The sequence below is a fragment of the Glycomyces dulcitolivorans genome, from assembly GCF_003265355.1.
Classification (GTDB): domain Bacteria; phylum Actinomycetota; class Actinomycetes; order Mycobacteriales; family Micromonosporaceae; genus Glycomyces; species Glycomyces dulcitolivorans.
Genome location: NZ_QFRW01000089.1, coordinates 17,703 through 40,259, shown reverse-complemented (window position 1 = coordinate 40,259; position 22,557 = coordinate 17,703). Strand labels below are relative to the sequence as shown.

Genomic DNA, 22,557 nt, shown 5'->3' with positions numbered 1-22,557 from the left:
ACCACCGCCCCCACACCCACACCCACACCCGCGCCCGTGTCCGCCTCCACCCCCGACTCCGCCTCTGGGCCTGTCCGTGCGCTGGCGCCCACCACCTCCGCATCAGGGCTTGCCCCCACTCCCGCGCCGGCCACCGCCCCCACTCTCGCCCTTGGGCCTGTCCTGGCGCCCGGGCCCGGGCCCGTACTCGCGCCTTTGCCCACCACTCCTGCCTCTGCGCTCGGCCTCACTCCCGTCCACTCGCCCGCCCTTGCGGCCGCTCCCGTTCCTGCGCCTGTTCCCGGCCTTTATTCGGCCTTGAGCTCGGCCCCTCGTTATGGCGGCCCTATGGATCGCCTCAGTGCGCCCACTGACTACTCCGGTGCTGCGGTGGTCCATGTCGACCTGCCTGAGTCCGCCGCGGATCGGACTCTGTTGCGGGTCGTGTGGACCGGCGACGTCGCTCGTGCCTATGCGGGGGAGCAGTTGATCGGCGATCACTTCTGGCATGGCCGCCCTTGGGACATTGATGTCACCTCCCTTCGTTCTGTTCGGCTCGAATTCCTTCCCTGGTGCCGCGCTACCGGTGTCTGGGTTGATCCGGCGGTGCGTTGGACAGAGGACGGGGTAGCGGTCGAAACTGTGACACTGATACGGGTCGGTGAGACCCGACTCACTATTGAGGAGGATTCATGAAGACTGCCATCCCCAGCCACCTGCCCGAACGCCTTGCGATGACCCTCTGGGACTTCTCCTGGTATGTGCGCACCGGCCCCGGTGAGCCGTTCGAGGATCTCGATGCCGCCTTTGCGAAGGCGGTGGAGCTCGGGTACAACGCCGTCCGGATCTGCGCGATGCCTTTCCTGATATTCAGGTCTGGGCTTGACACCAGCTCGTTGCGTATCGAGCCTCTTGGCGGTGAATACGGTTCTCGGGTTCGGTGGTATGACGTCCGGGAAACTACGGTCATTGATGCCAGGGCTCACTTGCTTGACTTCTTCCGTGCCGCCGATCGGCACGGTGTCTCGGTGATCTCCTCCTCTTGGGAGTACCAGCAGAGCCCCGCCTTCGCCGCTGATCCGGATTGGTATGAGGCTCTGCACGCGGTCGCGCCCGAGGATCGCCTCACCGTTCTCGGTGAGGCGCAGGCGGATCTGGTCGACTTTCTCGCCGAGCACGGGCTCGCCCATGTGATCGCCTGCGTCGAGCCGCACAACGAAGTCCAGATCGGACATCTCACCGAGGGCCTGCCCGGCGTCGAGGACGCCGTGGTCGAGCTTCAAGGTCGTCTTGAGGCCGGCATCGCCGCGTTTCAGGCCCGGCATCCGGAAGTCCCCTGCGCCCCGAACTACGGCGGCGTTCCGCTCGGATCCCTCAGGGGCCTGCCGCGCAATGCGACCGCGCTCGCCTTCCACCCTTATGTCTACGGGGTCCTCGACGACCTCATCGAGGAGTTCGGCCTGCGCCGTCCGCCCGCCGAGTTCCCGCAGGAGCGAGCCGACGCGGCGATCCTCCGGCCGGGCGCGCCCCGGATCGAGGATTGGCGCCTGCCGCCCGAGAAGGCGTGGAAGCTCAAGGCTTCGATCATGCAGCCTTCGGAGATCTACGTCCACGACTGGTGCGATCCCGAGCGGTTCGACCGGTGGCTCTACGAGGGCTATGGCGCCCACCGGCACGCGATGGCGAACCGCCTCCGCGACTGGATCGACACCGCCGCCGACCATGCGAAGCGCCTCGGCGTCCCCGTCTACTTCGGCGAAGGCTGGGTCGGCTACACGCCGCGCGACGGCCGCTTCGAGGAGGGCCCGGTCGGGGCCGCGATCTGCCGTGACGCGATCGCCCATTCGGTCCGGGTCGGCGCCTGGGGGTCGATCGTCTGCTCCAACGCCGCCCCGCAGCACCCGATGTGGGCCGACGAGGCGCTTCAGCGGGAGTGCAACGCCGCATTTCTCAAAGGATGAGGTGCAAAGGCTGAGCTTCAGCAGGTGAGTCGCAACGGTCGAGCCTGAACGGCCGACCGAAAACGACGAAGCGCCCCGGGCCGTCCGGCCCGGGGCGCTTCGCCATGAAAAAGGCCCGCATCGCGGGCCGGATTGGAGCGGGTGACGGGAATCGAACCCGCGCAATCAGTTTGGAAGACTGAGACTCTACCATTGAGCTACACCCGCACGTCCGCGTGAGCGGAACGCAGGCAAGTGTAGCGCATCGCCTCACCGTGCGCGGAGGACCGCCCGGAGCGAGTCGGCGTCGGTGAACGTGTGCGAGCGCCAGCCCCGCGCCGCGGCCCGGGCCGTGTTCTGGACGTTGTCGTCGACGAGCAGCAGGTCCTCCCGCGCCGCTCCGAAGGCCGCTTCCAAGCCCTGTTCGACCTGCTCGTACGCCTCGTCCTCGGGCTTGCGGGCCTTCAATCGGCACGCGAAGTACCGGTACCGGAACCACTGCGCCGCCTCGGGGAACCGCTCGCCGAAGAACTCCGCGAACAGCGGCCCGTTGTTGGAGAACACCGCGAGCACCGCGCCCGCCTCGGTGAAGCAGTCCAGGACCGCCTCGTCAAGAGTGAACGCCGAGGTCCACAGCCCGCTCAGCTCCTGCGTGCTCCCGTCGAAGCCGGTCAGCGCCGCCACCTCGTCGCGGATCTGGTCGGCGGTGAACTCGCCCGCCTCGCAGCGCGTCTCGAACCCGGAGGCGAACAGCCGCGCGTGCAGCTCCCGCCCCGGAAGCCCGGTGCGGGCGGAGAGGAGCTCCAGGCGCCGGTCGGGGTCGAAGGCGAACAGGACCGAGCCGATGTCGGCTACCAGGACGCGGACGGGATCGCTCATGGGGCCACCTGCCGGGGACGGGGACGAACCCCGCCATCGTACGTGGCCCAGATCACTTGCTCGGCAGCACGCTCTGGATGCCGCCGGTGAGGTGGCCCAGGAAGACCTCGTCCTCGTAGGCGCTCGCGTCGTGCCCGAGCGCGGTATAGAAGCACTGCCCCGCTTCGAGGCGCCGGTGCCAGGCGAGGGGGTGCGGGGCGCCCATGGCCAGGTCGCCGGCCTCGTAGGTCGTCTCGTCGGCTTCGAGGAGGACCTCGACGTGCTGGGGCCGCTCGTCGAAGCTGTACCACTCGTCGGTCCACGCCCACCGCTTCGGCAGGTGCGCGGTCGACGGGTGGTCGGCGATCTTCACGTCGATCTCGCCGGGCGTGCACCCCGGCGGGTGGCCGATGAAGCGCGCGCCCACCAGCTCCTTGAAGAACGGCCACGACTTCTCCGCGGTCGAGGCGCCGTGGACGCCGGCCCAGCCGCCGCCACCGGTCACGTAGTCCGCGAGCGCGGCCCGCTCCAGCTCCCCGAGGACGTCACCGGAGGGTGAAAGCCAGACGACCGCGGCGAAGCGCGCGAGCTCGACCGGGTCGTGGACGGCGGAGTCCTCGGTGTGCTCGACCTCCGCGCCCAGGTCGGCCGCGATGCGCTTGACCGCCTCGACCCCGGCCGGGATGGAGTCGTGCCGGAAGCCGGTCGTCTTCGTGAACACGAGCAGGGTCTTTGAAGCCACAGCGTTTACTCCGGTTTGGGGAGAGGCGTCGCGGAGCGGCGCCGGCGGGTGGGGCGACGGGTGTGGGGGGTGGGCATGGCGACTCCTCGGGAGAACGATTGCAGGCCGTAGTCTAAGTGATCTCGGCTACCGGCGGCCCGGCCGGCCGCGTCGCAGCTCAACAGTGACGTGTGGCGATATCGACCACACCCGGCGGGGCCGCGAGCCCCCGGCGGCCTAGACTCGGTCGGAGCGGGGGTCTGTGCTGCGCTGCCGGCGGCCCACGGTTCGGATCAGGCATCCGGCCGACGCGAAAGCAATTGAGCGATATCTGATCTAGGAGTACGTCTGTGAAGAGCACTGTCGAGACCCTGAGCCCGACCAGGGTGCGGCTGTCGGTCGAGGTGCCGTTCGAAGAGCTGGCGCCGTTCATCAACGAGGCGTACAAGAGCGTCGGGCAGCAGATCCGCGTCCCCGGCTTCCGGCCCGGCAAGGCGCCCCGCCAGGTGATCGACCAGCGCATCGGCAAGGACTCGGTCTACGCCCAGGCGATGGACCCGGCCGTGCAGGCGAACCTGAACAAGGCCGTCACCGAGAACGAGGTGAACGCGCTGGGCCGCCCCGAGCTGACCGAGGTCAAGCCGATCGAGGACGGCAAGCCGTTCGAGTTCACCGTCGAGACCGACGTGACCCCCGAGTTCTCGCTTCCCGACTTCGCGTCCCTCAAGGTGACCGTCGAGGCCGGCGACGTCTCCGAGGAGGACGTGGACGCGGACATCGAGTCCCAGCGCCTGCGCTTCTCCTCCCTGAAGACCGTCGAGCGCGCCGCCGCCGAGGGCGACTTCGTGCAGATCGACCTGCGCGCCACCCAGGGCGGCGAAGAGGTCGAGGGCGGGTCCGTCACCGGCATGAGCCACGAGGTCGGCTCCGGCAACCTCCTCGACGGCCTGGACGAGGCCCTCATCGGCATGTCCGCGGGCGACGAGAAGACCATCGAGTCGACCCTCGCGGGCGAGCAGGAGGGCGAGAACGCCCAGGTCGAGGTCAAGGTCACCCAGGTCAAGGAGCGCGAGCTCCCCGACCTCGACGACGACTTCGCCGAGATGGCCAGCCCGTACGACACCCTCGAAGAGCTGCGCTCCGCGACCCGCGAGCGCCTGGAGACCGCCGGGAAGACCGGCAAGGCCAACGAGGCGCGCGCGAAGACGCTTGAGGCCCTCATCGAGGCCGTCGAGCTGCCGCTGCCGGAGAAGACCGTCGACGAGGAGATCGAGCACACGCGCGGTCACCTCCAGGAGCAGGTCCAGCAGATCGCGGGCGGCTTCGAGGACTACCTGTCGATGGTCGGCAAGACCGCGGAGGAGTTCGACCAGGAGCTGCGCGACGACGTCGAGTCGAACCTGCGCCAGTCGATCATCCTGGGCAAGATCGCCCGCGACCGCGAGCTTGAGGTCTCCGGCGAGCTCATGACCGCCGAGGTCGTGCGCCAGGCCCAGCAGCGCGGCGTCCCGCAGGACCAGTTCCAGAAGTTCGTGGACGAGCTGCGCACGAACGGCGGCCTCCAGCAGATCGCCGCGTCGCTGCGCCAGCAGCTCGCCCTCGAAGAGGTCGTCAAGGAGGCGTCGGTCGTCGACGCCAACGGCGCCGAGCTGACCGAGGACGACCTGTTCCCGGGCCGCCAGAAGGCCGGCGAGGTCGCCGCGGACGCCGACGGGGCCGACGACGAGGACAAGACCGAGGAGTAACCACTCCGAACGGATTCACTAGGGGCCCAACGCGAATGCGTTGGGCCCCTAGTCCTTTTCGGATGATTGGGCAGGCTAAGTGGGGATCTGCCGGAATTTTTTGCTACTCACGGGTAGAGACGATCGTCACTTTCACCTATGGTGTGTATCTAACCTCTTCGATGCAACGACGCAACGTCCCTGGGAGTGCCCCCCATGATTCCCAACCGGTACGGTTCCGCCCCGGTCACCGCCGCCGCGGCCCTGGTCGCGGCCGCCCTCCTCGCCTGGCCCGCCCCGGCCGCCGCCCAAGACGACGCGGGAGGCGAGGACCTCCAATTCGATTACGGCGCCGACGCCGTCTCCTGGTACTGGTCCCGCCAGATCGACGAGACCCTCGAACTCGGCGCGCTCGCCCAGCAGGTCGAGCTCCCCAACCCCCAGGCGACGACGACCATGCCCGTGGCCGTCGAACTGGGGGAGAACACCAAGGTCTCGTCCCTGTCGTTCAACCTCGCCGAGCGCGGCGTCCCCGAGGGCTCGCAGATCACCGACTTCAAGCTCACCGTCGCCGAAGGCAATGACGCGGGCGACTCGCCCACGTTCAACCCCCTCGGCAAGCTCGTCCAGGCCTGCCCGATCACCGAGGCGTGGTCCGGCGGCGAGGCCGAGATGTGGGACGTCCAGCCTCCCGTCGGCGACGGCTGCGTCACCGGCGAGCGCGCCGAACCCGACCCCGACGCGGTCGCCGAGGCCGAGGAGCTCCTCGCCGCCGCCCAGGAGGCCGTCGAGAACGGCGGCGAGAGCCCCGAGGTCGTCGAGGTCCCGCTCCCCACCTGGACCTTCGACCTCACCGCGATGGCGAAGGACTGGGGCCAGGACCCGTTCGCGAACTACGGCGTCATGTTCATGCCCGTCATGGACGACGCCACCCCGATCGACACGTGGCAGGTCAACCTCAAGCTCCCGCTGCGCGACGACACCCAGACCCCCGTCGACGAGTACGAGGCCACCGCCTACCGCCTCGGCGCGGCCTTCTCGTTCGTCCCCGGCGCCCCCGAGGACGACGGCGCGCCCGAAGGCGGCACCGACGACTCCGGGACCAGCGGCGGCAGTTCGGGCGGTGGCGGCGGCTCCGGGGGAGGCGGCGCCGAAGGCGCCGAGGAGTCCGCGACTGAGGCCCCGGCCTCCACCGAGGAGATGGAGCCGGCCGCGTACGAGCCGTTCGTCCCCGCCGCGCCCTGGTACGTGTGGACGCTCATCCCCGCGGCCCTCGTCGGCGCCTACCTGCTGCACACCGTCATGGGCGCCTCCGGCGCCGCCGCGGGCGGCAACGGCGCGATCGACCGCATCCGCGCCCACAACCTCGACCGCCGCGGCTGGGCCCTGCCCATTCCCGCGGGCCTGTGGCAGCGCCTGACCGGGCGGGGTGACCGCCCATGAGGCGGGGGCACTCCGCGCTGGCACTCCTGGCGCTGATCCTCGTGCTGCCCGCCTGCGGCCAGTACGCGGGCGTCCACGACGACTTCGTCGAGGCCGGCGGCGACAACGGCCTCGAAGGCGACTCGGACGGCACCGGCACCGAGGGGACCGACGGCACCGACGCCTCCGGCGGCGGCACCGACAGCGACGGCGGCGGGTCCGAAGGGGACAGTGGCGGCGGAGGCGGCGGTGGAGGGAACGACAACGGGAACGCCGGGAACGGCGACACCACCGGCGTCACCGACTCCACCATCACCATCGGCATCCACGCGCCCCTCACCGGCGCGGCCCCGCTCAAGCAGGAGTCCTTCGAGTCCGGCAAGGACCTCTACTGGCAGTACGGCAACGACGGCGGCCCGGTCGAGATCAACGGCCGCACCGTCACCACGGTGTTCGCCGACGACCAGTACCGGCCCTCCACGGCCCGCCAGGTCTGCCAGACCATGGCCGAGGAGCAGAAGGCGTTCGCGCTCATCGGCGCCGGCGGCACCGACCAGATCCAGGCGTGCGCCCAGTACGCCGCGAGCGAGGACGTCCCGTACCTGTCCACCGGCGTCACGCAGACCGGCATGGGCGACCTCGACACGTACTTCGCGGCGTCGATGACCTACCGGCAGCAGACGCCGATCCTCGCCGACTACATCAAGAACGAGCTCGGCGTCACCGACGCCTCCCGCGTCGCCGCCGTCGTCACCAACACCCCGAACTTCGACGACGCCGTCGAGGGCTTCACCGACGCGTTCGGCGACGTCGACGTGGTCCGCCCCGACAAGAACGAGCGCGGCTCCTCCGCCGCCGGGAACCTCTGCACCGGCACCGTCGGCAACTACGACGCCGTCTTCGTCCTCACCAGCCCCACCTTCTACCTGGAGATGGCCGCCGCCTCCGGCTGCCGCCCCCAGTTCGTCGGCGTCGGCGTCAGCATGGGCCTCGACCAGGTCGCCTCGACCGGTTGCAGCGCAGCCAGTTCCACCGAAGGCGCCCGGTTCTTCAACCCGACCCCCGCGTTCGCCGACGCCGGCGAGTACGACCCCGGCTTCCTCGCCGCCGTCGACGCCGCCGGCATCGAGGCCGACGACGTCACCTGGATGATGTGGGGACAGTCCAAAGTGCTCCACCAGATGCTGGAGAAGGCCGGGGAGGACCTCGACCGGGGCGCGTTCCTCGACGCCGTCGCCGGATCGAGCTTCTCCACCGGCGTCTTCCCCGACCTGAACTACAAGAACGGCCCGTTCGGCGCCACCCAGGTGAGCGTCCTGCGCAACGTCTGCGACGGCGGCGGCCACTACGAGACCGACTACGCGTTCGTGAGCGGGTTCTGACATGGGCGCCTTCTTCGCACTGGGGATCTTCCAGGGCGCGGTCTACGGGCTGCTCGCCGTCGGCATCGTCCTCGTCTACAAGGCCAAGCGCGTCTTCAACTTCGCCCAAGGCGAGTTCGGCGGCGTCGCGGCCTTCGCGGCGTTCTACCTCGTCGTCAACCTCGGCCTCCCCTACTGGGTCGGCATCGTCGGTGGCCTCGCCGCCGCCGTCGCCATGGGCCTGACGGTAGAGCGCGTCATCGTACGGCCCTTGGAATCCGCGTCCCGCACGATCATGCTCGTCGCCCTCGTCGGGGTCGCGCTCTTCACGATCGCGATCATCGTCCTCCTCGGCCAACCGATCCCGCGCGTCATGCCCCCGCTCATGGCAGGCACCGGCCTCAACATCCTCGGCGCGGGCATCCTCCCGCAGCAGCTCATCCTGCTCGCCGTCCTCGCCGTGCTCGCCGCCGCGATGGCCTGGTTCTTCAAGACCGACCTCGGCCTCGCCGTCCTCGCGTCCTCACAGGACACCCGCGCCGCCCAGGTCGTCGGCATCAGCCCCGTCGCGATCTCGCGGCTCGTGTGGGGCATGGCCGCGCTCCTCGGCGGCATCGCCGGACTCCTGTACGCGCCCGTCGGGATCTTCACCCCCGGGTTCATGACCCTCACGATGCTGGTGCCCGCCTTCGCCGCCGCCGTCCTCGGCGGCATGACCAGCCTCCCCGGAGCCTTTCTGGGAGGCATCGCCATCGGCGTCGTCCAGAACCTCGGCATCTACCTCCTCGGACAGCAGCTCAAGGTCCCCGGCGCCGCCGAACTCGGCGTCTTCGCCCTCCTCATGCTCGTCCTCCTCATCAGACCCCAAGGCCTGCTCGGGAAGGAGGCGTAGATGGCCACCGCCACCATGACCTTCGCGCGCGTCAAAGTCCAGCGCCGCTTCGGCCTGCTCCTGCGCGTCACGATCATCGTCGCGCTCCTCGCGCTCGCGTCCCTCCCGCTCGTCCTCGGCGGCGACGTGTGGGCCCAGCGCATCAGCCGCGCCGCGATCTACGCGATCATCGGCCTCTCCATCAACACCCTCACCGGGCACGCGGGCCAGATCTCCCTGGGCCACCAGGCGTTCGTCGGCATCGGCGCGTTCACCGCCGCATTCGCCGCCACCCGCATCGGCCTCCCGCTCGGCTTCGGCCTCGCCGCGGGCGCCCTCGCCGGCATGGCCACCGCCGCGATCGTCGGCATGGTCGCCCTGCGCGTCACCGGCCTCTACCTCGCGCTCGTCACCCTCGCGTTCGGCCTCACCGCCGAGACCACGATCTTCAACTGGCGCGAGTTCACCGGCGGCGGCGCGGGCGCCTTCGCGCCCCGGCCCGAGATCCTCTCCGGCGACCGCGCCTTCGCGCTCCTGTGCCTCGGCGTGCTCGCCCTCGTCCTCTACGCCGACTGGCGGCTCGTCTCGACCAAGGCCGGACGCGCGCTCGCCGCGGTCCGCAACGACGAGCGCATCGCCTCCACATTGGGCATCAACACCACCGGCTACAAGCTCGCCGCGTTCAGCCTCTCCGGCCTCGCCGCCGGGCTCGCGGGCGGCCTGTTCGCCCACTGGAACCAGATCGTCCAGGCCATGGACTTCGAGTTCCAGGTGGCCCTCGTGTGGGTCCTCATGACCGTCGTCGGCGGCCTGCGCTCGCGCCTCGGCGTCGTCCTCGCCTCCGCGTTCTTCGCCCTGCTGCCCCTGACCCTCCCGAACTTCCTCGCCGGGCTCCCCTGGCAGCCGCCGTTCCTCAACGAGGCGGTCTACCACGTCCTGCCGCCGTTCATCGTGGTCGTCATGCTCCTGGTCGTCCTCCGCTTCTTCCCCGGCGGCCTCGGCCAGCTCCTCAGACCCGCCACGCGCTGGCTCACCAAGGGAGGCAAGCGATGAAGCGGCATCAACTGCTCAAAGTGGAGGGACTCTCCCTGCGCTTCGGCGGGCTCCAGGTCCTCAACGACCTCTCGCTGTCGGTGCGCGAAGGCCAGATCGTCGGCCTCATCGGCCCCAACGGCGCGGGCAAGACCTCCTGCTTCAACTGCCTCACCGGGATCTACCAGCCGCAGGGCGGCCGGGTCTTCTTCGACGGCAAGGACGTCTCCCACCTGCCCACCCACCGCCGCGCCCGCCGCGGCATCGCCCGCACCTGGCAGAACCTCGGCGTCATCGACTCCCTCACCGTCACCGAGAACGTCATGCTCGCCCAGTACCAGCGCGCCGGCTACTCCGCGATGGCCGGGATGCTCGGCCTCGCCGGGACCTGGCACCGCGAAAGGGAACTGCGCCGCGACGCCGCCGAGATCGTCGAGTACTTCGGGCTCGAAGCCGTCGCCGACGAGCGCACCGGCGAACTCCCGTACGGCGTCAGGAAGACCTGCGACATGGCCATGGCCCTCGCGACCGACCCGAAGCTGCTCATGCTCGACGAGCCCGCCTCCGGCCTCAGCCCCGAGGAGGCCCTGACCCTCGGCGCCACCCTGCGCGAGCTGCGGGACCGCCTGCGGCTCACCATCCTCATGATCGAGCACCACGTGCCGCTGGTCGCCGAGGTCTGCGACTACGTGTACGTCCTCAACTTCGGCAAGCTCCTCACCGAGGGCGAGCCCGAGGCGATCCAGCGCCACCCGGAGGTCATCGCCGCCTACCTCGGCGGCGCGGCCGCCGAAGCGGACGAACCCGACGACGACACGGTCACCCTCCCGGCCGCGAGCGAACCGCCCAAATGGCCCCTGACCGCGGAAGGCGGATCCCATGGCACTGCTTGAGGTCGAGAATCTCCGCGCCGGCTACGGCTCCGTCCCGGTGCTCCACGGCGTGGACCTCGCCGTCGAGGAGGGCTCCAACGCGGTCCTGCTGGGCCTCAACGGGGCCGGGAAGAGCACCACCCTCATGACCCTCGCCGGGCTCCTGCCCGTGACCGGCGGCGAGATCCGCTACGACGGCGCCGTCCTCAAAGGATCACCGGGGGCGCGGGTCCGCCAGGGCATCGTCCTCGTCCCCGAAGGCCGCCACGTCTTCCCGGCCCTCACCGTGAAGCAGAACCTCCGCCTCGGCGCGTGGACGATCCGCCGCGACGCCGCCCGCGTGAAGGAGAACCTCCGCGAGGTCTCCGCGATCTTCCCCCGACTCGACGAGCGCGCCGACCAGCTCGCCGGGACCCTCTCCGGCGGCGAGCAGCAGATGCTCGCCATCGGCCGCGGCATGATGTCCTCCCCGCGGCTCCTGCTCATCGACGAGGCGTCACTCGGCCTGTCGCCCAAGCTCACCGAGCAGGTCTTCGCCGCCGTCAAGCTCATCAACGAGCGCGGCACCACCGTGCTCATGGTTGAGCAGAACGCCGGGGTCCTCGCCCAGGCCGACACCGCGTTCGTCATGCAGCAGGGCCGCATCACCGTCTCGGGCTCGGGTGCCGACACCCTCAACGACGACGCCGTCAGAGCCGCGTACCTCGGCGCCTGAAAGTTACTGTCGGGTATGGATTGAAATCGTTGTATCCTGTTGCCCTGCAACTGGGTAGGAGCTTGCAGAGTTCAATCCACATGCACAGAACGGATCACATCCTTGAGAACAGCAACCCAGAGGCTCCGACCCGCGCTCAGCCGGGTCTCCAAGCGCGCCGCGCTCATGCTCGCCGCCGTCGCCATCGCCGTCTTCGCACTGCCTTCGACCGCCATGGCTGACGACTACTTCGCGTGGTGTCCCGAGGCCGAGACGACCTGCCAGACCGGCGTATCGGTCTCGGCCCCGCAGGGGGCCTGCGAGACCGCCCCCGCCGCATACCACAAGACTCGTGTATGCGTGGTGTACGACGGCGACTACGTCTACGTCTACGACGGCCAGGCCGACGGCTACTCCGGGATGGCTGAGATCGGCACCGACAACGGCAGTGTCCACAAGCGCTTCTGCCGCAACACCACAGGGTTCGGCACCTGGGTGCGGTGCAACTTCGACTGGGCCGAGTCGGGTGAGCACCGCATGTGGGCGGGCTACCTGATCAGCTACAAGGAGATGCCCACCGAGTTCCTGTGGGCGTGGGACGACAAGTAGCGGCCGCAGAGCCGAGGCCGCGCTCCGCGGGTGCCGAGAGGCGCCGGCCGGGCGCGGCCATCTCCTGCCGAGTTCCCCGGGGCCTGAACCGGCCGTCGCGTGTGGATCGAAATTCATGTATCCTGTTGGCCTGCAACTGGGTAGGAGTTCGCAGGGTTCAATCCGCACACACAGAACGGATCACGCCCTTGAGAACCACCAGTCAGAGGCTCCGCCTTGCCATGAACCGGGCCTCCACGCGCATCACGCTCATGCTCGCCGCCGTCGCGATCGCGGTGTTCGCACTGCCGTCGGCGGCCATGGCGGAGGACAACTACTTCGCCTGGTGCACGCGCGCGGACACGGCCTGCCAGACCGGTTCGGCAGCCGGACTCGTCGAGGGCCAGTGCAAGACGGCCCCTGCCGCTTACCACAAGACCCAGATCTGCGTGGACTACGCCGCCGACGCCGTCTACGTCTACGACGGCCAGTCCGACGGCAAGTCCGCGATCGCCGAGATCAACAACGACAACGGCGCCATCAACAGCCGCCTCTGCCGCAACAACCGCGGATACGGGACCTGGGCGAAGTGCGACTTCGACTGGGCCGAAGCCGGCGAGCACCGCGCTCGGGCCGGTTACCTGATCAGTTACCAGGAGATGCCGACGGACCTCCTGTGGACCTGGACCGGCAAGTAAGCGCCGCCTGAACCCGGGCCGGGCCCGGCCGGTGAGCCGCCGGCCGGGCGCGGCCACCGCCGACCGAGTGCCCCGGGGTCCGAACCGGCTGTCTCGTGTGGATCGCATTCGGTGTATCCTGTTGGCCTGCAACTGGGTAGGAGTTCGCAGGGTCAAATCCGCACATCAAGAACGGACCACGCCCTTGAGAACGACCAGTCAGAGGCTTCACTCTGCCCTGAACCGGGCCTCCACCCGCATCGCCCTCATGTTTGCCGCCGTCGCGATCGCGGTGTTCGCACTGCCGTCGGCGGCCATGGCGGAGGACAACTACATGGCCCAGTGCCCCCGGGCGGACACCGCCTGCCAGACCGGCTCGGCAGCCGGACTCGTGCAGGGCCAGTGCAAGACCGCCACCTCCTACTACCACCGGACCCAGGTCTGCGTGGACTACGCCGCCGACGCCGTCTACGTCTACGACGGCCAGTCCGACGGCAAGTCCGCGATCGCCGAGATCGGCACCGACAACGGCGCCATCAACAAGCGCATCTGCCGTAACAACCTCGGATACGGCAACTGGGCGAAGTGCGACTTCGACTGGGCCGAAGCCGGCGAGCACCGCGCCTGGGGCGGCTTCCTGAACAGCTCCGAGGACATGCCCACCGAGTTCCTGTGGTCCTGGAACAACACGTAGAGACCGCCTGACCTGGGCCGCGTCCAGCAAGCGCCGAACGGCGCCGGCCGGGCGCGGCCCTGTCAGTTCCGTGTCAGTGCCGTGTCAGCGCGGTCCCCGAACATTCTCTCCATGAACGACATGCAGAACTCCGCGGCCGCCGCGACCAACGCGCAGCCGACCGGCTTCGTGGCAAAGCTCCTGGCCGACAAGCACTCCATCCCGCTGTCCATCGCCCTCCACCTCGTCCCCGGCGGCCTGATCGTCGCCTTCTACGCCCTCGTCGGCGCCCCGATCAGCCGCGCCATCGGCGCCCCGATCTTCGCCGCCTGGACCATCGCGCTCATCATCGTGCTCTTCCCGCTCATGTTCGGCCTGCTGTGGCTGGGCAAGCAGAAGACCGGCAAGTACACGATGGACGGCGTGGTGAACTACCGCGGCAAGCCGTTCTCCCGCGGCAAGATCACGCTGATCGGCATCGGCTTCCTGCTGTACATGACCATCGTGTCGCTGTCGCTCGCACCGCTCGACACCTGGACGTACGACCACCTCTTCACCTGGGTCACGTTCGAGAGCTCCGGCTCCTCCGGCACCTCGTACCTCGACTCCTACGACAAGGACCTCGTCCTGATCACCCTGCTGTTCTGCGGGCCCTTCACCGGGTTCCTGCTGCCGCTGATCGAGGAGTACTACTTCCGCGGCTTCCTCCTGTCCCGCCTCCCGCAGCTGGGCCGCTGGGCGCCGCTGTTCAACACGGTCCTGTTCTCGATCTACCACTTCTGGGCGATCTGGACGGTCCCGTCGAAGATCATCTTCCTGCTCCCGGGCGTCTGGTTCGTCTGGGGCAAGAAGGACATCCGCGCCTCCATCTGGATGCACCCCGGCTCGGCGCTCCTCATGACCGTCGTCGGCGCCACCCTCTACGCCGTGGGCGCCATGTAATCACCCAACAGCAACGAGGCGCCCTCCACGTCGGAGGGCGCCTCTTTCGTCTGCTCCTACTCGGCGCGCACGACCACCGTGCAGCGGCCCGTCGCCGGCAGCGGAACGTACAGCCTGACGCCTTGGGCGGCATCGGTTCCCGACAGGTGCGTGTAGTCCTCGCCGGGGTGGTAGCCGCGGGTGAACGGGCCCATGGCGTCGACCTCGACCGTGATCCGGTCCCCGCCCTTGCGGTACGCGGCAGTCCCTTCGGGGACGAAGCCGCCGTCGACCGCCCGCACGCCCTCGAACTGCCCGCCCTCGCGGAAAGCCAGCTCCAGGACTTGGCGGACCCGGGCCGGATCGGCCTCCACCGTCAGCCGCACCTCGCGCTCGCCCAGCACCACCTGGACCTCGGTCGCCAGCGCGACCTCCTCGGCCGGGCGGTGCGCGAAGTCCATCGCCGCCGAGAAGCGGCCCTCGTCGACCAGGGCGTAGACGCCGTCCCCGCGCCGGAACTCCGCGGGCAGCGGCCCGTAGTACGCCGCGCTCGCGGTCTCCCGCAACGTGAACGCGTTCCCCTCGGCCGCAAAGCTCTCGGCCCGGAACGGGCCCAGGCCGAAGAAGTCCCTGGAGAGCCGGACCGAGTCCAGCACCGCCTCACCGGCGAACAGCCGCAGGAACGTCGGGTTCGTCGCCAGCCCCGAGCGGATGCGGCCCTGGGCCGCGTAGTCCGAGCTGCCGTACACGGTCACCGCGAAGTCGCCGTCGCGCGCCACCGCCAGGCCCGAACCCTTGAACACCGTCGTGGCCGCCCGGTGCGGCTCCGCCTGCGGCAGCGGGCCCGCCAGTTCCGGCTCCAGCAGGATCTCCGCCAAGGCGTCGGCCGGGAACATGATCTCGCCGATCGACTTGGCGACGGCCGCGAAGTCCCCGCGCCCGCGCGCGATCGCGAAGCGGCGGAACTGCATCAGGAACGGCGCCAACGGGATCGTCCCGGTCTGGTCCTGCCGCCGCGAGTGCACCGTCTCCACGGTCCCGTCGGGCAGCACCGCCGCGGCGATCGCCTCCAGGTTGCGCACCACCAGGTCGTGCAGCTGCGGCCGGTACAGGATCGCGCCGATCGCCGTGAGCGCCGGGTTCGACACCCACAGCGCGTAGTTCGGGCTGCGCTCGGAGTACCAGCCGTCGGCGTCGATGTCGACGCCCTCGGCCAGCCACTGGTCAATCCGTGCCACGAGGCGCTCGTCGGGCCAGTGCTCGTGGAGCTTTGCGAGCGCCGACGACAGCTCCCACCGGTGGTTCGGCGTGTGGACCCCGCCGAGCCGCAGCGGCTCGGCCGCGGCGAGCGCGATCCGCTCCAGGCCGTCCGCCAGGACCGACAGCCCTTCGGGGTCGATCTCCAAGAGCGCGTACGTGTCGCACAGGTCGTTGACGGTGAACGCCGTGTCCGGGGGCGAGGCGAAGTTCTCGCCGTCGAACAGGCCGTTCGGCGCCTGCATCCCGGCCAGGTGCTCGACGAGCCGCTCCGCCGCTGCGACGGCCTCCTGGGAGCCGAAGTGCGCCGAGTCCGGGTTCACCGCGCACGCCACCAGGGCCTTCGCGGCGCTCATGACCGCCCGGTGGTGCGGGTCGGACGCCAGCAGCGCGTCGGCCCCGTCCAGGACCTCCCGGGCCCGCGCGTCGGCCGCCGCCGTGACGGCGGCGGCGAACTCAGTCCTTGAGTCCGGCATTGATGTCCTCGTTCATGACGTACTTCTGGAACACGATGAAGATGAGCACCAGCGGCAGGATCGACATCACCGACGCGGCCAGCAGCAGCGGCCAGTCGATGTTCTCGGCCCCCACGATGGACCGCAGCGCGATCTGGAGCGTGAACTTGCGCTCGTCGCCGACGACGATGAGCGGCCACACGTAGTCGTTCCAGCGCCACTGGAACGAGAAGATCGCCAGCGTCATGATGATCGGCCGCGACATCGGCAGCATGATCCGGAAGAAGATCCCGGTCTCGCGGGCGCCGTCGATGCGGGCCGCCTCGACGATGTCGTCGGGGACGGACAGGAAGAACTGCCGGAACATGAACACGCCGGTGGCCGTGAGGATCGACGGCACCACGAGCCCGGCGAACGAGTCGTACATGCCGAGGTCGCGGATCACCAGGAACGTGGGGGAGAGGATGACCTCGGTGGGGAGCATCGTGGTCGCCAGGATGCAGATGAAGAAGATCCGCACCCAGCGCTGCTCCCGGTACTTCGCGAGCGCGTACCCGGTCATGGCGCTCGCCATGACCGTCAGCACGGTGGTCGTCAGCGCGACCGCGAGCGTGTTGGAGAAGTACAGCATGAAGTCGAACCGGTCCCAGGCCTTCTCGAACCCGGCGACCGTGGGGTCCTCGGGGAAGAACGAGAGCGGGTACTGGAACAGTTCGGAGCCGGGTTTGAAGGAGCTCAGCAGGAACCACAGCATCGGGAACGCGTACACGGCGGCCAGCAGCCACAGGAACGCCGTCAGCGGGATGGAGCTGCCGAGCTCTTTGGCCTTGCGGGCCTTGCGGGTGCGCGGTTTCGGCGCGGCGGTCGTCAGGGTGCTCATGAGGCTCGCCTCCGGTTGACCCACATCTGGAGCAGCGCGATGGTCAGGAGGATGACCAGGAGGATCATCGACACCGCGCTGGCGTAGCCGATGTCGGCGCGCTTGAAGCCGGTCTCGTAGATGTACTGGATGAGGAAGACGTTGGAGGTGCCGGGCCCGCCCCCGTTGAGGGCCTGGACCATCGCGAACTCCTTCATGGCGCCCAGCGAGGACAGCAGGACCACCAGGAACGAGGTGGGCGCGATCGACGGGAGCGTGATGTGGCGGAACCGCTGCCAGGCGTTCGCGCCGTCGATCTCGGCGGCCTCGTAGTAGGCGCGCGGGACGTTCTTGAGCGCGGCGATGAAGATGAGCATGTTGAACGCGGTGCCGCCCCAGGTCGCGGCCATGACCACGACCATGAGCGCCAGGTCGGGGTCGGTCTGCCACGCGAGCGGGTCCCCGCCGAGCGTGGAGACGACGTAGTTGACGAACCCGAAGCTCTCGCCGAACATCCACCGCCAGATGACGCCGGCGACGATGGGGGAGATGAGCCACGGGAAGAAGAACACGACCTTCGCGGCCGACTTCCCCTTGGCGTGGTTGGAGACCAGGAGCGAGGCCACGGTCAGCGACATGACGTACATGAGCGGGACGCTGAAGGCCGCGAACAGGAGGCTGCGGGTGAGCGCCTGGTAGAACGTCGGGTCGCCGAACAGCTTCTCGTAGTTGGCGAGGCCGATGAAGTCGTACGTCCCGATGCCGGTGTAGTCGGTGAACGAGTAGATCAGGCCCAGGCTGCCGGGCCAGACGAAGAATACGGCGAACAGGACGATGCTGAGCCCGGCGAGGCCGAGCGGCGCGAGTCGGTACTTGGGGCGCCGGCCCTTGCCGGGCCGCTGGCGCGGCCCGGCCGGGCGTTCGGTGTCGATGGCGGTGGCCGTCAAGGTCTACTCGCAGGTGATGTTCTCGTTGAGGCCCGCGATGATGTTCGCGATGGTCGTGGCGACGTCCTGCTCGCCGTTGGCGAGTTTGATCGCCTCGTCCTTGAGCGGGTCGGCGTCGCTGCCGGAGCTCTGGCCCTTGTAGACCATCTCCAGCGAGGCGTTCCCCTGCTCGGCGGCGACGGGAGCGGAGTTGGCGATCTCGTCGTTGTAGAGGTCGAAGCTCGTCTGGGCGTCGCCGTAGTCGATGTCGAGGCCCTGGACCACCGGCAGGAAGCCGGAGATCTCGCAGATCTCGGTGTAGTTCGCGGCGTCGAAGAGCCAGCTGATGAAGTCGAGCGCGGCCTGGGACTTCTCGCCCTTGTAGGCCACGATGTAGCCACCGCCGAGGTTGGTGGCGCGGCGCGTCTGGGCCGGCATGAGGGCCGAGGCCCACTCGAAGTCGGCGATGTTGGCCTGGAAGTCGGCGACCTGCCAGGAGCCGGAGTAGTAGGCGGCGACCTGGCCGCTCTTGAACAGCGCGTTCGCGTCGTCGCCGGAGACCCACACGGACTTCGGCATGACGTCGTCGTCGTTGATGTCGGCGAAGAACTGGAGGGCGGCGGTGGTCTCGGCCTCCTTGGTCGAGTACGTGCAGTCCTCGCCGAGGGTGAAGCCGTCGGAGCCGAACTGGTACATGAACGAGCGCAGGCGGTGCGAGGACGGGTCCATCACGAGGCCGTAGCGCGCTCCAGTCGCGTCCTTGACCTCCTTGACAGCGGCGATGAACTGGTCCCAGGTCCACAGCCCGTCGGCGGTGGTCGGGTAGGCGACGCCGGCCTGGTCGAAGAGGCTCTTGTTGACGTAGAGGCCCACGGCGGTGAGGTCGGTGAGGAAGGTCGGGATCGCGCCCTCCTCGTTCTCGGCGAGGAGGCTTTCCATGACGCCGCGCTCGGCGGCGACGTCGGCGAGGTCTTCGAGCTGGTTCATCCAGATCGGGTCGATCGCGGTGACGCGGGCGAGGTCGGGAAGGCCGTCGGCCTGGGCGGCGTTCCGCAGACGGGTGTTGAAGTCGTCGTAGGGAATGTCGTCGATGTCGACGGTGACGCCCGTTTCCTCGAAGTACTTGTCGGCCATCTTCTGGAAGCCGCCGCCCTGGTTGGCGTCGCCGGACAGCCAGAACTTGATGGTGTCGGCGGAGCCTTCCTCATCGCCGCCGCCGATGAACCCGCACGCGCTGAGGGGCAGTGCGGCCGCTCCGGCGGTGCCGGCGCTGAGGACGAGTCTTCTCTTCATTGAGCTTCTCTTTTCGGGAAAGGGGATTCGACGGCCGAAAGACCGCCTGCCGGGACCGTGTGCCGACCACGCGGACCCGGCGCGAACGCGAGTGCCACAGGTCACTCGTGAAGCGCTTGCCCGAAACTACCAGACATTCGACTAGAGCGCGACAGTAGGTCCCGACCTGTGGTTTTGCAGGCCCCGGAAGCGCGCTTCCGGGGCCGGTGAATCCCCTTGAGTCGCTTGATACTTCGAGTAGAACACCTGGTGTCAGTCGGTGCCGGCTTTCGCGGACTCCGGCTCGGGCGCCCCGACCTCGGGCTTTTCGGCCTTTCGGGCGGATTCCGCGGCCTCCGCGGCCGCGACCGCCTCGTCGGCGGCCTGCCTCATCAGATCGACGGTGCGCTGGGCGGTGCGCTCGGCGGCCTCGAACAGGGCCGACATGACCACCAGGGTCGAGCCGATCAGGACCAGCGCGAGGCCGGCCGCGCCTCCGGAGACGAGGTAGGGCATCTGGCCGTCGACGTAGGCGAGCTCGGCCATGCCCATCCAGCCGAACGTGATGACGGCGCCGCCGCCGAGCCAGAACAGGATGCCGAGCAGACGCAAACGGGCGGTAGGGGAACCGGACACAATTCACTCCATTGTGGTCGTGTGAGGGATTGTCGGACTTTCACTACTTCGTGGTAACCGATCCTAGCGATTCCTTGGTACCTTGTGACAGATGCCATAGCCCGTTTTCTCCCGAAGGGTGACCCTAGATGGTGAACCATCCCCCCGTACGCCGATTCCTCCTCGCCGCCGGCGCCGCGACCCTCGCCCTCACCGGCCTCGCCGCCTCCCCGGCCAGCGCCGAGACCGGCGAGATCCTCGCCGCCGGCAGCCCCGACGCCATCCCCGGCTCCTACATCGTCGTCTTCGAGGACGACGCGAAGACCGCCACGGTCGACGACTTCGGCGGCGACGTCGTCGACGTCCTCGACTCGGTGAACACCGTCCTCGCCTCGATGACCGAGTACGAGGCCGAGCGCCTCGCCGCCGACCCCGGCGTCGCCTACGTCGAGCAGAACCAGACCGTCACCATCGACGCCACCCAGACCGCCCCGCCGTCCTGGGGCCTCGACCGGATCGACCAGGCCGCCCTCCCGCTGGATGCGTCCTACACGTACCCGAACGCCGGCGAAGGCGTCACCGCCTACATCATCGACACCGGGATCTGGGCCTCCACGGCCGACTTCTCCGGCCGCACCGGCACCGGCTTCTCCGCGATCCTCCCCGGCCTCCAGGGCCTCGACTGCAACGGCCACGGCACGCACGTCGCCGGCACCGTCGGCGGCACCGAATACGGTGTGGCCAAAGAGGTCACGATCGTGCCCGTCCAGGTCCTCAACTGCCTCGGCTCCGGCACCACCGCCGGCGTCATCCAAGGCGTCGACTGGGTGACCGCCAACGCCGTCAAGCCCGCCGTCGCGAACATGAGCCTCGGCGGCGGCCTCTCCGACGCCCTCGACGCGGCCGTCGCGGCCTCCATCGACTCCGGCGTCACCTACGCCGTCGCCGCCGGCAACGAGACCGCCGACGCGTGCGGCGTCTCCCCGGCCCGCACCCCCGGCGCGATCACCGTCGCCGCCTCCACCGAGTCCGACGCCCGCGCCGACTTCTCCAACTTCGGCTCCTGCGTCGACCTCTTCGCCCCCGGCGAGAACATCACCTCGCCCTACCTCCTCGGCACCCCCTCGGCGCTGAGCGGCACCTCCATGGCCTCCCCGCACGTCGCGGGCGCGGCCGCCGTCTACCTGTCCGCCCACCCGACCGCCACCCCCGCGCAGGTCGCGGCCGCCCTCACCGGCGCCGCCGTCTCCGGCGCGATCAGCGACGTCCAGGGCAGCCCCAACCTGCTCCTCCACATCACCGCGTAACCCGCATCGGGCACCGAGGGACCCGGCCCCGCGGCCGGGTCCTTCGCGTTTCCACCGGGCCCGCGACGGACACCCGGTGCGGGCCGCTCCTTTCGCCTATGCCCCAGAATGGGCCCGTCGCCGAGCGGCGCTCTGCTGGCAGCGAACACGGAGCCCAGGCGCGTCCGATCGTCGCCTGGACGGGCTAAGGTCTGGATTGGCAGCCGCAACGCTGAGCCCATATCGCCGAGACAGAACGAAGGTGCAAAGACATGGAGCATTCGATTCCATTCTCCTCGCAGCTGGAGAAGGACGTCGTCAACGCGGTCGCCCGTCGCGGCGGCGGTGACGCCTCCTCGGTCGGCCTGGACAGCATGGTCTTCGACCGGCTGCTCAAGGAGCACATCCTGTTCCTTGGCTCCGACGTCAACTCGGAGATCGCCAACCGCCTGTGCGCCCAGCTGCTCCTGCTCGAAGCAGAGGACGACCAGCGCGACATCAAGCTCTACATCAACTCGCCCGGCGGCTCGGTGTACGACGGCATGGCCATCTACGACACCATGCAGTACATCAAGAACGACGTCGCCACCGTCGGCATGGGCATGGCCGCCTCCATGGGCCAGCTGCTCCTGTGCGCCGGCACCGCGGGCAAGCGCTACGCGCTCCCGCACGCGCGCATCATGATGCACCAGCCCTCCGGCGGCATCGGCGGCACCGCCTCCGACGTCGCGATCCTCGCCGAGCAGATGCTCTACACCAAGCAGATGTTCCAGGAGCGCGTCGCCGAGCACACCGGCCGCACGATCGAGGAGATCGAGCGCGACTCCGACCGCGACCGCTGGTTCACCGCCGCCGAGGCGAAGGACTACGGCTTCATCGACCACGTCGTCAAGCGGGTGGCCGACGTCCCCGCCGAGGCCAACTAGCTAAGGAATAGGGGGAATCAGATGATGGACATCCACGCCCAGGCCGGTGGCGCAGGCCCGCAAGCCCGCTACATCGTCCCGTCGTTCACCGAGAAGACCTCGTACGGGATCAAGGAGATGAACCCGTACAACAAGATGTTCGAGGACCGGATCATCTTCCTCGGGTCCCCCGTGGACGACACCTCGGCGAACGACATCATGAGCCAGCTGATCGTCCTGGAGGGCAACGACCCCGACCGGGACATCATCATGTACATCAACTCGCCCGGCGGTTCGCTCACCGCGCTCATGGCCATCTACGACACCATGCAGTACGTGCGCCCGGACATCCAGACCGTGTGCATGGGCCAGGCCGCCTCGGCCGCCGCCGTGCTCCTCGCGGCCGGGACCCCCGGCAAGCGCACCGCGCTGCCGAACTCCCGCGTGATCGTCCACCAGCCCGCCACCGAAGGCACCTTCGGCCAGGCGTCGGACATGGAGATCCAGGCCCGCGAGATCATGCGCATGCGCGACCAGCTGGAGAAGATCCTCGCCCGCCACACCGGCCAGCCCGTCGAGAAGGTCCGCCGCGACATCGAGCGCGACAAGATCTTCACCGCCCAGGAGGCCGTCGCGTACGGCCTGGTCG

The 22,557-nt window shown here is 69.1% G+C and carries 22 protein-coding genes and 1 tRNA gene; 15 read left to right on the top strand and 8 right to left on the bottom strand.

The window, feature by feature from the left end:
* Nucleotides 1-671 precede the first annotated feature (671 nt).
* Nucleotides 672-1,940: a cellulase-like family protein gene (locus DI269_RS10210; protein WP_112135374.1), complete on the top strand. Its 1,269-nt coding sequence runs from the start codon at nucleotides 672-674 to the stop codon at nucleotides 1,938-1,940.
* Nucleotides 1,941-2,073: 133 nt separating this feature from the next.
* On the opposite strand, the gene DI269_RS10205 is transcribed toward DI269_RS10210, so the two are convergent.
* The 3 genes from DI269_RS10205 to DI269_RS10195 all read right to left on the bottom strand — a co-directional run bounded on the left by DI269_RS10205 (nucleotide 2,074) and on the right by DI269_RS10195 (nucleotide 3,519).
* Nucleotides 2,074-2,147, bottom strand: a tRNA-Gly gene (locus DI269_RS10205).
* 42 nt (nucleotides 2,148-2,189) lie between these two features.
* Nucleotides 2,190-2,798: an HAD family hydrolase gene (locus DI269_RS10200; protein ID WP_112135372.1), complete on the bottom strand. Its 609-nt coding sequence runs from the start codon at nucleotides 2,796-2,798 to the stop codon at nucleotides 2,190-2,192.
* 52 nt (nucleotides 2,799-2,850) lie between these two features.
* On the bottom strand, nucleotides 2,851-3,519 hold the full coding sequence (locus DI269_RS10195) for a ThuA domain-containing protein (RefSeq protein WP_112135370.1): 669 nt from the start codon (nucleotides 3,517-3,519) through the stop codon (nucleotides 2,851-2,853).
* A 329-nt stretch (nucleotides 3,520-3,848) separates the two neighbouring features.
* Between DI269_RS10195 and tig the strand changes: the two genes are divergently transcribed.
* The 11 genes from tig (at nucleotide 3,849) to DI269_RS10140 (ending at nucleotide 14,354) form a co-directional block, all read left to right on the top strand.
* Nucleotides 3,849-5,243: a trigger factor gene (tig, locus tag DI269_RS10190; RefSeq protein WP_112135368.1), complete on the top strand. Its 1,395-nt coding sequence runs from the start codon at nucleotides 3,849-3,851 to the stop codon at nucleotides 5,241-5,243.
* A 195-nt stretch (nucleotides 5,244-5,438) separates the two neighbouring features.
* The gene (locus DI269_RS10185) at nucleotides 5,439-6,665 is read left to right on the top strand and encodes a hypothetical protein (RefSeq protein WP_112135365.1); all 1,227 of its coding nucleotides are present in this window, start codon (nucleotides 5,439-5,441) and stop codon (nucleotides 6,663-6,665) included.
* On the top strand, nucleotides 6,662-8,026 hold the full coding sequence (locus tag DI269_RS10180; RefSeq protein ID WP_112135362.1) for an ABC transporter substrate-binding protein: 1,365 nt from the start codon (nucleotides 6,662-6,664) through the stop codon (nucleotides 8,024-8,026). The genes DI269_RS10185 and DI269_RS10180 overlap by 4 nt, the downstream gene beginning before the upstream one ends.
* Nucleotide 8,027: 1 nt before the next feature.
* Complete coding sequence (locus tag DI269_RS10175) at nucleotides 8,028-8,897, top strand: branched-chain amino acid ABC transporter permease (protein WP_112135360.1); 870 nt, start codon at nucleotides 8,028-8,030, stop codon at nucleotides 8,895-8,897.
* The gene (locus DI269_RS10170) at nucleotides 8,898-9,929 is read left to right on the top strand and encodes a branched-chain amino acid ABC transporter permease (RefSeq protein ID WP_112135358.1); all 1,032 of its coding nucleotides are present in this window, start codon (nucleotides 8,898-8,900) and stop codon (nucleotides 9,927-9,929) included. It begins immediately after the preceding gene.
* On the top strand, nucleotides 9,926-10,801 hold the full coding sequence (locus DI269_RS10165) for an ABC transporter ATP-binding protein (protein WP_112135355.1): 876 nt from the start codon (nucleotides 9,926-9,928) through the stop codon (nucleotides 10,799-10,801). The genes DI269_RS10170 and DI269_RS10165 overlap by 4 nt, the downstream gene beginning before the upstream one ends.
* Complete coding sequence (locus tag DI269_RS10160) at nucleotides 10,788-11,495, top strand: ABC transporter ATP-binding protein (RefSeq protein ID WP_112135353.1); 708 nt, start codon at nucleotides 10,788-10,790, stop codon at nucleotides 11,493-11,495. The genes DI269_RS10165 and DI269_RS10160 overlap by 14 nt, the downstream gene beginning before the upstream one ends.
* Before the next feature lie 102 nt (nucleotides 11,496-11,597).
* A complete protein-coding gene (locus tag DI269_RS10155) occupies nucleotides 11,598-12,083 on the top strand; it encodes a hypothetical protein (protein WP_157974883.1) in 486 nt (161 codons plus the stop codon).
* A 188-nt stretch (nucleotides 12,084-12,271) separates the two neighbouring features.
* Nucleotides 12,272-12,760, top strand: coding sequence for a hypothetical protein (locus tag DI269_RS10150; protein ID WP_157974882.1), 489 nt, complete (start codon nucleotides 12,272-12,274; stop codon nucleotides 12,758-12,760).
* A gap of 247 nt (nucleotides 12,761-13,007) precedes the next feature.
* A complete protein-coding gene (locus DI269_RS10145; RefSeq protein WP_112135345.1) occupies nucleotides 13,008-13,433 on the top strand; it encodes a hypothetical protein in 426 nt (141 codons plus the stop codon).
* A gap of 111 nt (nucleotides 13,434-13,544) precedes the next feature.
* Entirely contained in the window at nucleotides 13,545-14,354 is an 810-nt protein-coding gene (locus DI269_RS10140; protein ID WP_112135343.1) for a CPBP family intramembrane glutamic endopeptidase, read from the top strand.
* 56 nt (nucleotides 14,355-14,410) lie between these two features.
* Here the strand turns inward: DI269_RS10140 and DI269_RS10135 are convergent, their stop codons facing one another.
* From DI269_RS10135 to DI269_RS10115, 5 genes are all read right to left on the bottom strand, one after another.
* Entirely contained in the window at nucleotides 14,411-16,066 is a 1,656-nt protein-coding gene (locus tag DI269_RS10135) for a hypothetical protein (protein WP_112135340.1), read from the bottom strand.
* Nucleotides 16,047-16,925 carry a carbohydrate ABC transporter permease gene (locus DI269_RS10130; RefSeq protein ID WP_112135338.1) on the bottom strand — a complete coding sequence of 293 codons (879 nt, stop codon included), beginning with the start codon at nucleotides 16,923-16,925 and terminating at the stop codon, nucleotides 16,047-16,049. The genes DI269_RS10135 and DI269_RS10130 overlap by 20 nt, the downstream gene beginning before the upstream one ends.
* Nucleotides 16,922-17,851 carry a carbohydrate ABC transporter permease gene (locus DI269_RS10125; protein ID WP_232822695.1) on the bottom strand — a complete coding sequence of 310 codons (930 nt, stop codon included), beginning with the start codon at nucleotides 17,849-17,851 and terminating at the stop codon, nucleotides 16,922-16,924. Before DI269_RS10125 ends, DI269_RS10130 begins: the two co-directional genes overlap by 4 nt.
* Before the next feature lie 3 nt (nucleotides 17,852-17,854).
* Complete coding sequence (locus DI269_RS10120; RefSeq protein ID WP_112135336.1) at nucleotides 17,855-19,123, bottom strand: ABC transporter substrate-binding protein; 1,269 nt, start codon at nucleotides 19,121-19,123, stop codon at nucleotides 17,855-17,857.
* Between the two features lie 252 nt (nucleotides 19,124-19,375).
* The gene (locus DI269_RS10115) at nucleotides 19,376-19,738 is read right to left on the bottom strand and encodes a hypothetical protein (protein ID WP_157974881.1); all 363 of its coding nucleotides are present in this window, start codon (nucleotides 19,736-19,738) and stop codon (nucleotides 19,376-19,378) included.
* Nucleotides 19,739-19,866: 128 nt separating this feature from the next.
* Here DI269_RS10115 and DI269_RS10110 point away from each other — a divergent pair, with 128 nt between their 5' ends.
* From DI269_RS10110 to DI269_RS10100, 3 genes are all read left to right on the top strand, one after another.
* Nucleotides 19,867-21,024 (top strand): S8 family peptidase, encoded by a 1,158-nt coding sequence (locus DI269_RS10110; RefSeq protein WP_112135332.1) that lies wholly within the window; start codon nucleotides 19,867-19,869, stop codon nucleotides 21,022-21,024.
* Nucleotides 21,025-21,275: 251 nt separating this feature from the next.
* A complete protein-coding gene (locus DI269_RS10105) occupies nucleotides 21,276-21,929 on the top strand; it encodes an ATP-dependent Clp protease proteolytic subunit (protein WP_112135329.1) in 654 nt (217 codons plus the stop codon).
* A gap of 21 nt (nucleotides 21,930-21,950) precedes the next feature.
* Nucleotides 21,951-22,557 (top strand): ATP-dependent Clp protease proteolytic subunit (locus DI269_RS10100; RefSeq protein ID WP_112135378.1); only part of this gene is annotated, 607 nt, incomplete at its 3' end.

What these genes read in the sequence shown, in the direction of transcription:
- DI269_RS10140 (WP_112135343.1), top strand. Translation starts at nt 13,545, where the DNA reads ATGAACGACATGCAGAACTCCGCGGCCGCCGCGACCAACGCGCAGCCG.
- DI269_RS10160 (WP_112135353.1), top strand. Translation starts at nt 10,788, where the DNA reads ATGGCACTGCTTGAGGTCGAGAATCTCCGCGCCGGCTACGGCTCCGTC.
- DI269_RS10165 (WP_112135355.1), top strand. Translation starts at nt 9,926, where the DNA reads ATGAAGCGGCATCAACTGCTCAAAGTGGAGGGACTCTCCCTGCGCTTC.
- DI269_RS10105 (WP_112135329.1), top strand. Translation starts at nt 21,276, where the DNA reads ATGGAGCATTCGATTCCATTCTCCTCGCAGCTGGAGAAGGACGTCGTC.
- DI269_RS10210 (WP_112135374.1), top strand. Translation starts at nt 672, where the DNA reads ATGAAGACTGCCATCCCCAGCCACCTGCCCGAACGCCTTGCGATGACC.
- DI269_RS10185 (WP_112135365.1), top strand. Translation starts at nt 5,439, where the DNA reads ATGATTCCCAACCGGTACGGTTCCGCCCCGGTCACCGCCGCCGCGGCC.
- DI269_RS10170 (WP_112135358.1), top strand. Translation starts at nt 8,898, where the DNA reads ATGGCCACCGCCACCATGACCTTCGCGCGCGTCAAAGTCCAGCGCCGC.
- DI269_RS10200 (WP_112135372.1), bottom strand. Translation starts at nt 2,798, where the DNA reads ATGAGCGATCCCGTCCGCGTCCTGGTAGCCGACATCGGCTCGGTCCTG.
- DI269_RS10130 (WP_112135338.1), bottom strand. Translation starts at nt 16,925, where the DNA reads ATGAGCACCCTGACGACCGCCGCGCCGAAACCGCGCACCCGCAAGGCC.
- DI269_RS10180 (WP_112135362.1), top strand. Translation starts at nt 6,662, where the DNA reads ATGAGGCGGGGGCACTCCGCGCTGGCACTCCTGGCGCTGATCCTCGTG.
- DI269_RS10175 (WP_112135360.1), top strand. Translation starts at nt 8,028, where the DNA reads ATGGGCGCCTTCTTCGCACTGGGGATCTTCCAGGGCGCGGTCTACGGG.
- DI269_RS10145 (WP_112135345.1), top strand. Translation starts at nt 13,008, where the DNA reads ATGTTTGCCGCCGTCGCGATCGCGGTGTTCGCACTGCCGTCGGCGGCC.
- DI269_RS10110 (WP_112135332.1), top strand. Translation starts at nt 19,867, where the DNA reads ATGGTGAACCATCCCCCCGTACGCCGATTCCTCCTCGCCGCCGGCGCC.
- DI269_RS10120 (WP_112135336.1), bottom strand. Translation starts at nt 19,123, where the DNA reads ATGAAGAGAAGACTCGTCCTCAGCGCCGGCACCGCCGGAGCGGCCGCA.
- DI269_RS10135 (WP_112135340.1), bottom strand. Translation starts at nt 16,066, where the DNA reads ATGCCGGACTCAAGGACTGAGTTCGCCGCCGCCGTCACGGCGGCGGCC.